We start from the raw sequence: 13,989 nt of genomic DNA on the forward strand, positions 1-13,989 counted from the left end.
ATTTTTGATGGAATTCTATTGTAATCAAAATAAACATCTTGATCGATATCAGGGTTGTAAGATCAGGAAAATCCGATATAATGAATCTGGAAAGAAATCGGGTGAAAACATGGAAACACAGCGTTTAACAAAGAAAGACAGCGCTCAAATTGTAGAAATATTAAACCGGGGCGGAGTTGTGGCCTTTCCGACCGATACCGTTTATGGCTTGGCGGTTCGCTATGATTTAAAAGAAGCCATTTTAAGGATGAAGGAAGCCAAACAAAGACCGGAAACCAAACCTTTTCCCATGATGGTTTCATCAAAAGCACAGATTGAACGAGTCGCCGTTACGGATGAGCGTTCCCGCAAACTGATCGATCATTGGATGCCTGGGGCTTTAACTTTAATTTTTAACAAAAAACCGGAAATTGATGAATTGGTGACCAATGGTTTTTCGACCATTGGAATTCGGATGCCGGATGATGAATTTGTTTTGGAGCTCATCAATCGTGTGGGTGTTCCGCTGTTAGTGCCGAGTGCCAATATAAGCGGTCAGCCATCCTGTACGACTTCGGAAGATGTGCTGAAACAGTTGGAGGGCAGAATTGATGCAGTAGTGCTGGGAGAAAGCGGAGCGAGCACATCCAGTACGGTCTGTGATACGACCGGGACTGAACTGAAGATTCTGCGCCAGGGTCCAATCAAACTGGAAGATTTGGAAGCAACAATAAAATAATAGGAAGAAAGAAGGAGAATTCTATGAAAATTGCAATGGCTTGTGATCATGGTGCTTATAAGAATAAGGAAGCACTGAAGGCAAAATTGATTCAGGAAGGATATGAGATCGAAGATTTCGGATGTTTCAGTGAAGAAAGCATGGATTATCCGAAAGTGGCTTATCCTTGCGCTAAAGCAGTAGCGGAAGGAAAAGCGGAACGTGGGATTGTGATGTGCGGTACAGGGATTGGCGTTAGTATTGTAGCCAACAAGGTGCCAGGCATTCGCTGCGCGCATGTGCATGATCTGGAAACGGCGAAGCTGACACGGGAACATAATGATTCCAATGTCCTAGCGATGGGCGGACGGATTATCAGTCAGGAATTAATTGAACAGATTGCGGAAGTCTGGCTGACAACCCCGTTTTCCCATGAGGAAAGACATCAGCGTCGAATTGATCAGATCGCTGAACTTGAGAAAAAAGCATAGTTAGGTAGAAAGCGACAGTCATCCATAATGTTGGAGGCTGTCGTTTTATTATTTAACAGCGATGGTCTATAAGATAAAATAAACTCTCATTATTTATCCTGTCAATTAGGTGTAAGTATACCATCAAAGTTATAACAACAATAGCAGCATATACTTTAATCAATTCGCTGAATTGCTTTTTGGTTAAAACACTGTAATTCTTCAATCAAAGCAGATAAAAGCTCAATTTGATGTTCAGTTAACCCTTCCACACAAAGATTGCGTACAGTGGTGACGCCTAAAAGAAAATCTGTTGATACATTAAAAATAGCCGCAATTTTGATCAAGATGTCATAGGAAGGAAGTCGGATTCCATTTTCATAGGCGCTTACCATGGCTTTTGTAATTCCTAGCCGATCAGCCAACTGTTGTTGGGTGATCTTTTTTTCTTTTCTGAGTATTTTGAGTTTTAGATAAAAATCATGCATAAATTATTACCTTCTTTTCTGTGATCAAGTGTAAAGATGAAAGGTAAACTATCGGTTTACTTTTATAGCTATAAAAGTTGACATATCTGACTGGTAGAGATAGAATATTAAAGGAAGAAAAGATGAAATTTATCGTTATTGTATGCTATTCATTACATTTATTTTGTAATTCATTACATAGTATGAAGTGCAAAGAATTAATGATAATTCAAATTCTAAAATTTCATTGAAGGTAAAACACTAATTTAAAAGAAATGAGGAGTTTCTATACGAAGTTAGAATAATGATTTAGGGGAACTTGAAGCTGGTATTATCGGAAAATGAAACAATTCAAATTTTATGGAGGGTAAAATGAAACGACAAATTAAGCAAGGTAAAAATCAAATAGCTAAAATAGTTAAAAAAACATCGAAACTAGTATTAGCTTTTTTTCTGGCTGTTATGCAATTCAGTGAATTTAGAATACTTGCTGAAGAAGCTGCAAGAATTTCAGAAAGCATTTATCTTTTAGTAGGAGAAACGAAAGATATTGCTTCGTATCAAGAAGACGATGTAACGATAAGTGTGGCTGATCCTTCTATTGCATTATTAGAAGATTCATTACTCACTGGAATGACTGCGGGCGAGACAGAACTTTTATTAAGCAATGAGGAAAAGCAAACGATTATCCCAATTATTGTTACAGAGGCATTAAAAGAGGAGCCTACCGTTAAACCTGTAACTACGATGACTCCAGAAGCAACAATAGTACCAACAGAAGAACCGAGGGTCACAGAGACGCCAGAATTGGAAACGCCAAAGAAAGAAGATCACGTTGAAGGAGCGATTATAGGAAATGAAATTGCTCAATTTTCTATTGATTTAGCAAATCAATCAGCAACGATAGTAGAAGCTAGCAAATACGCTTCGACGCATGTTATGCAAAGCACGATTTCTGTGGGTCCTCTTAATCAAATACCATCGAATACAGCAAAAATTCAAATTATTAATGATAAGAACGAAATTATTGCTGTAAGTAAATCATCTCTTTATTCTACAGAGGCAAATGGTGAACATTTTATTGAGACTGAGGTATACTATCTTACGGAGATTAACCCAGGAACCTATCAGATACAGATCGTTGACGGAACAGAAGTTTTTGACGTAAATCAAATTGAGTTTATTGATAACCCAATAATAAAAGGATTGCAAGGTAATGGAACGATAGGTTTATCTAGCTTGGAAATTGAAATTAGATTTGATGGATTACTGACACAAGACATTGTATCAAAATTAAAAATTCAAGTTCTTGATGCGAATGACCGACTAATAGGATCAGCTAATTCCGACCATGTTACAGTTAGTGGAACGACTCTGAATTATGTTGTTTCAACAGAAACTCTAACGAACCAGTCTTATCATGTTTCGATTATTCAAGAATCTGAAACAGGAATATATATTGATCCTGCAGCCCTAAACAATGGAGTTTATGTAAGTTCTAATTATTGGACAGAGATTCAATCAATTGAAATTCTGGATTTAGATAAAAGTGTGATTAGACTTAATTTAAATGAAAAGGAAGACATAGAATCTCACGATTACTTAGTAGAGGCAAATATTACAGGAAATATCGTTTTTTCAGATTATTGCAAAGCAAAAGAAGGAACGATTGAACTTCAGCTTAAGAAAAAAGGAGTAGAATCTTCAATACAGTCTTTTATTGCTGGAACAAGTAGTCCTTCACTAATGGTTTCACTTATGGATAACCGAGGCTTCACTTCATCTAAATCGCTTGATTTAAAGGCTTATCTACCGACTGCATCAAGTTTTTATAAACTTGATAATAATCAGTATGATGAAGGGGTTTCTAAGTTAAATTTAAAAGTTTATATGTCTAAAAATTATCAAAAATTGATTAACACAAGTGATTTTAGAGCTGAAATATCAAAATCCACAGGAAATACAGAAGATGATATTTCTGTAATAGGCTCTATAAGCCGTGATAAAATGAAGATAAAGGATGAAGAGAACCAATATACTATTGAAATGGAAATTGCGTTATCAGAGCCTTTATACGCTGGCGAAAATGTGCATTATAGTCTGCAATTCAGACCAGTTTATTTATCCATGGGTATTGGAATTATATCTAAATCGAAGTTTTCGGGTTATATGAGGATTGGAACTTCAACAACAACTGACTTTTCAAAACAAAATAATTTGATTCCAATTGTTGTTGAAACTAATAATAGTATTGAAAATATGACTGTTAGTATGGAAGATGAAGATGGTAATGTTATTGATTCAAGTCAATTAATAAAGATTGATAATCCTGCAGATAATTATTATGTGCATACAGGCGGAGTGTTTTTAACACCAAATGAATTAATTGGAGGGAAAACATATCATTTCTACGTTATACTTAATGGCAATAAAGAGCTGGTAAAAAGTTATGTATATAATGCTGAAAAGGTGATTGATGATTCCCTTCAGTTAGAGGCTGAAAAAACAGGAACAAACAAAGTAAAACTTTATTTTAAGGCTGGGTATACTAATAAGAACGTATCTGAAGAGGACATTCTTAAGATTTGTTCAGAACTTTATTTAAAAGATGCGTCGGATCATATCATTAAGCTCGCCTACAAGGACTCTGCCATGACATATTATGGGGATTGGACAATAAACTTAGAGGCGTCAGAAAATTTAAAGAAAACAACTTATGAAATCTATTGGAGAGGATATCCTAGAAGTATTGTCCCTGGTGAAAAAGCTGTGTACGGATATGAAAATGAAGGCAAAATAATAATTAGCAATAGTGATCCCAAGGCACTCTATACAGCGAATATCCTAAAAGATGGGAAAGTCGTTAAAAAAGGATTGAAACTTATTTCTACAGGAAATGAAAAATATCAGCTAGAGACTAATTTTGCACAGGGATTGGAAGCTGGAAATTATAAATTAAATGTATTAGAGAATAATGTTTTCGTATTCCAATGCGATTATTCAATTTCACAGAGTTATGACTATTCAATTCGAGTTAACGATAGAGGGAAAAATTGGAATCAGACTACAACTTTTATTACAAACCCTGATCGTATAGCCAGTGTTATTGTAGAATCAAGTAAATATATTTATTGTCGAGTGTGGTTAGGCGATAAGAAAAACGTTGGATATAGATCTATACTACTTAATTCATCTACTTCAATTAGATTGGATGACACAAAAGAACAGCAGATAATTCATGTGCAATTGAAAAATGATGATGGAATTGAATCGGAAGTCATTGATATACCAGTATATTATCGGCCTGTTCCTGGGACTTTTGAATTAGTAGATGTAACTAATCCAGTAGATGTAGTTGCAACAGGCAGTGCGATTAAAGTTTCAATGATTGGCAACCGTTTTGATGCTCAAGCAAATGTGCTGCTTGAAGGCAATACTAGCAAACAATGTACAATTCCATTTAAAGAAGAATTAGAAGATGGAACTTATTTGTATGAAGGGTATGTTTATCCAGGCTATAATCAGAGAGTTGAAAAGGCAACTTTCTATTTAACAAGTGAAGACTATCCTTATACGAAGAGTAATGAAATAACAAAACCTTTAATCGTTGGAGGTTTAAGCTATATCGTATTGCCTCTATTCGGAACGTATGGGGGTGAAGCTTATACGACTGCGAAAGACACTGTTCTAGAAGGATATGCACTGCAGGATAAGTCTGTAGATATTTTAATTAAAGATCCTGATAATGAAACTACTACTTCGCAGCTGCAAACCAATGAAAAAGGATATTTTGAAACAACTCTTAATACTGAAAAAGAAGGGACATATATCTTAAAAGTTACTTCACCGGGTTTGCAGTCTTATTACAGTCAATATAAGCTATACTCTGACAGAACAGCACCAGTTATTGAATCCGCAGCAGCTGTAGAATCTGGTTCAAAGAACATTATGATCAAGTGGGAATGCAATAATCCAGATGTAGATTATTATATGGTTTATCGCGACGATTACCTGATTGCAGATAAGTATAAAGAGAGAACCTATATTACATCAGGAACTTTAAATGATCGAGTAACGTATAAAATCATTGCAGTGGATAAGGCAGGAAATCATTCTGAACCGATTGTTAAAAAGATTGGTGATTATGAACCGCCGACAATTCCAGAAAATATTGAGCTTGCAGATCGTAGTTCCAAGCAAATTCATTTTACTTGGAGTGCTTCGAAAGATAATGTTGGAGTAAAAGGATATCGAATTTATCGAAATGATAAGTTGGTTGCTACAGTTGATACATGCGTGTATACAGATATGCTTTTAACAAAAGATACTTCCTATACTTATGTTGTAGAGGCGTTTGATGCTGCTGGAAATGCAAGTAAGAGCGAGCCAGTACAAATAAGCACGGTATCTCCAAAGTTTCAGAATATTTCTGCGTTGGAAACAGAATATATCATTGAAGAGCAGGAAATGGTTGCGGTGTCTGCTGAATGGAAGAATGAGCAGAACATGATAGATCATCTGATTATTCTGAAAATTAAAGAAGAAAATGCATCTGATTGGAATATAATATCAGAAGATCAGATCGGCAAAGCTACAGTGAACATCAGCAAGATGGAAGCTGGAAAATATACATTGGCAGCGATAGCAAAGGATCGCGACGGTGAAACAACTGAAGAATTGCAAACGTTTACGTTGAAACATGATGATATTAATCCCACGGTTGCAATCACTACTCCTTTAGATGGTACAAAGAAAATTTATACACATAAATTTTCTATTCAAGGAAAATCAGAAGATAATGTTGCTGTTGATCGAGTTCGCCTTGAATACTCTGTAGGTAATGTAAAAGCAAAGTTGATTACAGAATTAAAGCCTGATGTGAAGAAACAAAAATATGATTATTCCTATGAGTGGGATAGCAGTGAAGTGAGTGGAACTGTTACGATTACAGCAACAGCTTTTGATTCGCGAGGAAATAAAACTTCAACTACATCTAGCTTTGTAGTAGATAATACTCCGCCAAAAGTTCCTACACAATTCTCCATTTCCAATACAGACCAGTATATTTATCTTGATTGGAAACATGAACAACCTGAAGAAGACTTCGATCATTTCGTGATTTATCGATCTGATAAAGAAAATGAAGGCTTTGAGGCTATTGATACAATTACTACGTTAGGATTTTATGATGATATTAACACAGGAGCGCAGCCTAATGTTAAATATTATTACTACGTAACAAGTGTTGATATTCTTGGAAACGAGAGCAAACCTACTGCAATTTTACAAGGAATTATGGAACGTGATGTTCAAAATCCTGAAGTAGTTAGCGTTTTGCCAAAGGAAAATTCTATCTTAACTAAAACTGTAACGTTAAGTGTTTCTGTTTATGACAATGCATCACTGGATACGTTAACTGCTGAATATTTTGATATTGTAAGTAATAGCTGGCAATTAATTGAAAGAGTCACCATCGAAAACAAAAAATCCAGTGTTGAAAAGATCCTATGGAATACAGAAGGATTGAGTGGAAACATCCAGATTCGTTATATCGTAACTGATAAAACCGGAAATGTATCAAACGTCAAAGAAGTAACTTATGATGTAGTTGAATATACTGCGCCAGAAAAACCTATTTTATCAGTTCAAGTTGAAGGAGCTCAAGCAAATCTTTCATGGACATACTCTGGAGAAGATAAGTTGTTGAAAAACTTTAGAGTGTGGATAAAAGAAGAAAATAGTGAATGGAAATCATTAGGTTATACGCAAGAAACAGAAAAAACGGTTAATAATCATGATGGCCGGTGTAGTTTTAAGATTGAAGCAATAGATAATCTAGGCGCCTCAGCGGATAGCAATATGGTAGATGTGTTGTTAATTACTCCGGATACAGAAGCTCCTGTTGCTCACATCAACTTACAAAAGGTGACTATTAAGCCAGATGAAGAGATTAATTTTGATGCTTCTAAGTCAAAAGATGATCGTGGTATTGTCAGTTACTCCTGGAATATGGGAAATGATGAAAATGTAGGGCAAGAGAGTTTCACTTATACTTACTCAACTCCAGGTACATATACAGTTACACTGACGGTCAAGGATGAAGCAGGGAATATAGGAACTGCAACCTGCGAAGTAACGGTTGTCGAAGATGACTCAAAATATGTCCAGTTTGACCTATCAGTTATTAATCGCAGAGATAACACGTCCATTGGTAATGTAGCAGTTAAATTCAGTAAGTTAAATGGGGATGAGGTCTTATCCTTTATTACGGATGATCAGGGAAAAGCAAACGTAATAATAGAAAGCGGATCATACTTAGTGGAACTGTTTGCGAATGGTTATTTTTCCGAGCAACAAAAAGTGATGGTTGATTCAACTTTGAATGATATTGCTTTCAAGTTAAGCAAACTTGACTTTATTGAAGGTAAGCTCACATCAACTGAAATGACTTATGATGAAATAGTTGCGGCAGGTATAGATGTAAATGATCCTGATAATCAACATATTTATAAGCATGAGGTTAAATTGGAATTTGCTGCAGGCTTAGAGATACCGGTAACAGTATATAAGAATAGTGCTGGTAAGATTTTAAGAGCTATTGATGGTATTCCTGGATTCTTTAAGAATTCATTTACTGGAATCGATTCTTCTACAAACTCCAGAATAACAATTTATCCAATTTCTGAAAAATTCTATTTGGCAGTTATTGGTGAAGCAAAATGGCTTAAGCAGATGTTTGATGTTCGCTTAGTTGTACTCAATACATCAGATTCTTTGGATATTGAAAATTGTAGAGCTAAGCTTGAAATACCAGAAGGATTATCATTCCCTGATATGGGAAGCAAAGTTCATTACGAAGAACATGATCTGGGCAAGATTGAGAATACGCTAAGTGCCACAACTAACTGGTATATTCGAGGGGATCAAGCTGGTGAATATACGATTAAGGCAAAAGTGGAAGCTGAAATTGACAATGAAAGCTTTGAAATTGAATATGAAACAGAAGACCCTATTCGTGTGCTGGATCCATCGAAGTCTTTGAAAATGCATATCACTGCTCCTGATGCTGCTTATTACGGAGAAGAATATACCTTTACGATCTCCTTGGAAAATATTAGTGAAAAGCCAATCTATGGATTATCCTATGTTATTCAGAGCCTTGAACAATATAAGGTTATTCAAATTGGTGATAAGGAAACAAAGCTTCCGATTACACAAGAAGACTTCGATCCAGAAACTTGTGGTATCGAAGTTGATGAATTAGAACCAGGTGATACAGTGTCATTCACAATATCAACAAAAGTGTTATTTAATTCAATTTTGGAAATCGCAAAGAAAATACCTTCAATGCTTGACAAAATTCCAACAGTTGAAGCACAATCAACTTCAATAATGGGGAAGGTAATGGATGTGATCAATGTACGTTATTTCTTAACTAATATTTTTGTAACAAAGCTAGAAGGCAGTACAACAGATATAGATTACGATGTTACAATTGATCATGTTCGATTCCCATCGGTTTGGGAAGTGTTTGCACAAGAATACATTGATGTAGCGAAGAAAGAATTAAGTGAATTGTTTGGCGGTGCAGAGTTCAATGAATTTGTATCTGATCAAGTATTTGCATTTTTACAAAAACCGATTGTGGAGCTAGAAGAAGAAATTAAAGAAAAGGGATACATCGAATTAGAGAAGCATGAAATCGTTAAGAATTTAGAATCAATTTTTAAAGTAATAAACCCAACACCGAATACTAAAGTTGTTATTACTGTTGAAGAGAAGAAACGCAGTGGATCTGATGCTTTGCAAATAAGGTGTGTAGAAGGTCAAGCACAGACTACAGAATTAACGAACAGATTAGAAATAATTGGAAATGGCCGCTTTGCTATTGTTGGCCAACATTCTGGAGAAGCGACAGTTAGAGTTTCATTTGAAGATGGAAAAGCATATACCATTCCGGTTAAGGTCATTGGTGAAGAAGATACAATAGCTAATCAAACAAATGCGGAAGTAGTTATAAATGGAGATAAATCAGAAATTTCTAATTTGGATCAACTACTTGAAGATGCAAAGAATTCTGAAGATCAAATTAAAGCTGAGAATCCGTTATATCCAGTTCAAACAGTACTTTGTGTAGATCTGACAGAAAAAGATGTGTTTAAGTTGTCAATACCAATTGAAAACTTAGAAAAAATTTACGAAGCAGGTGCACAACTTACACTAATAACAAAGGCAGGAAAACTGAGTTTTAATCGCAAAGTATTAGAAGAGATTCAACAAATACAAGGTAATGAATTTATTTTTGGAATTGTTGAAGTAAATGAAGAGAAGCCAGAAAGCTATAGTTCAACTCCAATTTACAAAGTTTTAATGCAGTATGATGATCAGGAATTAAATTTGGAGAAAGCGAAAATTGTAGCTGAAGTTCCATTTACTGTAGACTTAAATAAAATAAATTTACATGTGGTTTCAACAGATTACTTGCAGAATTATGATTTAGATTATGTTTACAATGGTACTATGGTACAATTTGAACTTAATCAGCCGCAATTGATTGGTTTCATTCTTGAGCCTAAGAAGCAAGAGAACTCGAATGATGATGTTACGGATAACACGGATACCCCAGTGGTTTCAGAGGCAGCACAATCGCAGGACTCTGCAACTAAGAAAACAGTTGTTATTAATAAAGTGGATAATCAGAATCAAGATTTATTGCAGCAGACTTGGGATGAAGTGTTAGACAATTTGACCAAAGACGAAAAACGTGAGATTCGATTGAATGCTGCTATAGAATCAATTCCTGCAGAAGTTATTAAGGCGATTAGTGAATCGGATAATACTCTTGTTATTACCTTACCAGATGGAACACAAGTAAAAATTGACAGTGAGTTGGCTAAACAACTAGATCTTGATGGGAAATCAGAAATTAGTATCAAGGAGTTACTAGCACAGAAAAATGAAATTATCGAAAATGATCAAGAAATGAAAGAAAAGCAAAGTGTACATGAATCTGAGAAGAATGAGAACATTGAAGTCCATGGGAAAAAACAAGAAAGTCCAGTAATTATCTGGTTGCTTATCATCATTCTCTTGGCAGCCGCAGGTTATTTCATCTACAAAAAGATAAAATAAACAAAGTCTCCGACTAGAGCGGAAAAATAACTGAATATCAGCAGCTTCTTGCATAAAACAATCCTTAGCTTCCTCTCTGTAAAAGCTTTGTCATCACCTTGATAGAAGTATCCGTCTGCTAGAGGAATTCTGGATATTGTTTCAATTCAATTGATTCCAAAATCCGGTTTTCCTCTGGCGGGATTAAAAAGAATCTTCTTGATTACTTTGACGAGAAGTTATCCTTGTCGTTTCATTTACTTGCTAGTCGTTTTATCACAGTTACTTAAGTAAAATTAAGGGAAAGGAATATATATGAAAAAATTTTTGAAAGTTGTTCTTATGATGAGTTTGCTAGTTTCAGGACTACTGATACAAAGCCATAAAATTAAGGCTCTGACACCTGAAGAAGAATCTATTATTGAAAATTTAAGAGAACAAATTTTGTATGAAGACCCAGAAGGAGAAACTGGCTATTATGGTTATTTAGTTATTCCTGATAGTTATATTACGCTGGTGGAAAACTGGCTCGGAGAATTAAAGTCGCCTTTGACGTCTGAGGAAATTATTCAAGTCAATAATGAGATTGACGCTATTCAACGTATGATTGTCGATGATGCATTGACAAACGAAGGATCTATTGGAGTCGCAGGTGTTGATATTTGGTGCAATCCCAAAGATGGCAGAAAATATTGTATGTCCACCAAAACCCATATTACATTAGCTAAATTGCAAGGAAACTGGTCACATAATGAATTGCGAGAAGACATTATAAATCGAATCATTACTTTAGCTGCCTCCATGGATGTTGTAGTTTCCATTGATGGCCGTGGAGCTGAAAATATCCATATTATTGATCAGAGAACTGCGCCAGAACCCACTCCAACGGCTCCTGTTGAGACTCCGATTCCAAGTATTGAACCAACCTTTGACCCTAAACCTACAGAAGTACCTGAGATTTTATCCCCTATAGAATCAGAAGAAGTTATTGCAGAGCAGGAAACTGAAATAACTTTGGATGATATTAAGGAAGAAATGAAAAAAGCTGCCGAACAAAGCTCTAATCCAGATACAGCAACACATTCAAATGCAGTTACAATTCCAGTAAAGGTCTTAAGTGAAGGATTAATACCAGAAATTCAAGTGCAGCAGGAATTGATTAAAGAAGCAATAACAAATCAGACTATTCTAAAATTCAATATAACAGATAATCAAGGCAAGTTCTCATATTCATTGGAACTGAAACCAGAAAAAATTATGGGCTTGAACATTACAATGAATAAGAACGCAGTAACTGAGATTGAGTCTTTAAAAGAAGTTGCGAAGACAGAACCTATTTTGGCTAATCTGTTACAAAAAAATAATATGGCCATGGATTTTTCTCACAGTGGTGAACTACCTGGCGAGATGGGCATCAAAATAAATGTGGAAGGCTTTTATAAAGCCGGAGATATCGTTGATTTCTATTATTTTAATGATGATCAAAAGAAGCTTGAAAAAATATCATCGAAGTTGATCGTTAATGCTGACAATACAATCCAAGTAAAACTAGACCATTGTTCACTGTATGTATTTGATAAAGTAGAAGCAGAATCAGATCAACCATCGGGAGGAAATCAAAATTCTTCTGAAAATCAGCAACAGTCGGATCCTAATCAAGAGCAGTCAGAGCGGAAAACAAAGTCAGCGCAGAGTATTCTTAAAAACACCGGAGATCAGTAACCGGTAATTCAAAGTATGAAAAAAAGATATAAGAAAAATCAGCAAGACATAAGTACAGGAATGATGTTTATTATTCCTGTTCTTTATATTGCTTGCGCTTCACTAATTATCATTGTTTCTATTTTTTGTTTGCCTGACTCATGGCGAAAAATGACAAGTTTGTTGATTGCTGAGCATTCACCAATATTTTCAGAATTTAATAAAGCAAATAGATCAAACGAATCCAATCTGTATGAACATGAAACAATAAATCCAACGCTAACAGAGCCTTATGGAAAACTTCGCATAGAAAAAGCGAACTTAGAAGAGACACTTTATTTTGGTGACGATCCAGTAACCTTAAAAAAAGGAATTGGGCAATATCCAGAAAGTGGACTTCCTGGGGATGGAAAGCCGATACTTCTTGCTGGGCATAATGGTACTTTATTTAAAAATCTGAAATACGCAAAAATTGGAGATGAAGTTCAAATCGAAACAGATTTCAGTATTTATTGTTATGAGATTATAGATATCGCAGTTACTGCAGTTGATGATTGGGATACTTCAGTTTTAGATGAGAAGGAAGAATTACTAATAATGTATACTTGTTATCCATTTGACAAACTGGATGTACCCGATCGCTATTTTGTTTATGCACGTTATATGAACAAAATAACAAAGTAGAGGAGCCGATAATGAACAAATATTATAGGAACTTGATCTTGGGATTTTTTTTGATGCTAGCATTATTTTTATTTAATTTATCTGCCACCTTTTCTTATAGTTTCTTAAATACAAAACAATATATTCAAATAATAGAAACAAGTGGATCGATTATAGCGCTGCAAGAAGAACTGATTGAAACGTTAGAACAGACGACTGAAAGAATCAATTTAAGTTGTGATATTAGTGAGTGTCTGTCAGTAGATTCTATATACGATATTATTTATAAAAGATTAAGAAATAAAAATTCAAACGATCTTACATTAGATTGCAATTGGGAAACCCGCATTCAACAAACATATGAAATGAACCACTGGCAATTTAACTCGGATAAAATAAAAGAATTAGCAATAGATGGAATCAGCCAGATAAATCAAAGAATAAATAATCACTTAATATTTTTTATGGCCGATAGTGCAGTTAAAATTAATCCTATATTTTTGGGGATATCCGTTGTTTTATTGTTAGTTTGCTCTGTTATTTATTTAATTTTACATAGGAATAAAAAGTTGTGTTGTTCAATTGTATTTTCGACAATCCTGATCCAGCTTATTCTAATTGGGTTATTATCATTAGAAATGATGAATAGAATTACAATTGGATATGGAATGCAATCAGCTTATATGTTTTTCCAAGCCTTGCTTACTCAGTGGAAAACAGGACTTTGGATTGTTACTTTTATAGATCTTGGATTTCTCTTGCTTTTTGTGAAGACGATATTTCTGAAAGGAAAAAGACGATAGATAATAATTGATTTGAAAAAAGAAACATATGAAAAGCTAAAAAATGGAAAGCTGGTTTAAAACAGTGATTTTTGAAT

7 protein-coding genes are annotated in these 13,989 nt (G+C 34.8%); 6 read left to right on the forward strand and 1 reads right to left on the reverse strand.

Annotated features, from left to right (window positions below; all coding sequences use genetic code 11):
• Positions 1-109 precede the first annotated feature (109 nt).
• Positions 110-718 carry an L-threonylcarbamoyladenylate synthase gene (locus tag MCG46_RS02960; protein ID WP_240277523.1) on the forward strand — a complete coding sequence of 203 codons (609 nt, stop codon included), beginning with the start codon at positions 110-112 and terminating at the stop codon, positions 716-718.
• Positions 719-741: 23 nt separating this feature from the next.
• Positions 742-1,188: a ribose 5-phosphate isomerase B gene (gene rpiB / locus MCG46_RS02965; RefSeq protein ID WP_240277525.1), complete on the forward strand. Its 447-nt coding sequence runs from the start codon at positions 742-744 to the stop codon at positions 1,186-1,188.
• Between the two features lie 155 nt (positions 1,189-1,343).
• Here the strand turns inward: rpiB and MCG46_RS02970 are convergent, their stop codons facing one another.
• Positions 1,344-1,655 (reverse strand): helix-turn-helix domain-containing protein, encoded by a 312-nt coding sequence (locus MCG46_RS02970; protein WP_240277527.1) that lies wholly within the window; start codon positions 1,653-1,655, stop codon positions 1,344-1,346.
• 351 nt (positions 1,656-2,006) lie between these two features.
• On the opposite strand from MCG46_RS02970, the gene MCG46_RS02975 reads away from it, so the two are divergent.
• The 4 genes from MCG46_RS02975 (at position 2,007) to MCG46_RS02990 (ending at position 13,912) form a co-directional block, all read left to right on the forward strand.
• Positions 2,007-10,766, forward strand: a complete 8,760-nt coding sequence (locus MCG46_RS02975; protein WP_240277528.1) for a PKD domain-containing protein — start codon at positions 2,007-2,009, stop codon at positions 10,764-10,766.
• Between the two features lie 294 nt (positions 10,767-11,060).
• Complete coding sequence (locus tag MCG46_RS02980; protein WP_240277529.1) at positions 11,061-12,467, forward strand: hypothetical protein; 1,407 nt, start codon at positions 11,061-11,063, stop codon at positions 12,465-12,467.
• Positions 12,468-12,482: 15 nt separating this feature from the next.
• Positions 12,483-13,130 carry a class D sortase gene (locus tag MCG46_RS02985; protein ID WP_240277530.1) on the forward strand — a complete coding sequence of 216 codons (648 nt, stop codon included), beginning with the start codon at positions 12,483-12,485 and terminating at the stop codon, positions 13,128-13,130.
• A gap of 11 nt (positions 13,131-13,141) precedes the next feature.
• A complete protein-coding gene (locus tag MCG46_RS02990; protein WP_240277531.1) occupies positions 13,142-13,912 on the forward strand; it encodes a hypothetical protein in 771 nt (256 codons plus the stop codon).
• The last annotated feature ends 77 nt before the right edge of the window (positions 13,913-13,989 follow it).

The organism is Holdemania massiliensis, assembly GCF_022440805.1.
In the GTDB taxonomy this organism is placed as follows: domain Bacteria; phylum Bacillota_I; class Bacilli_A; order Erysipelotrichales; family Erysipelotrichaceae; genus Holdemania; species Holdemania massiliensis_A.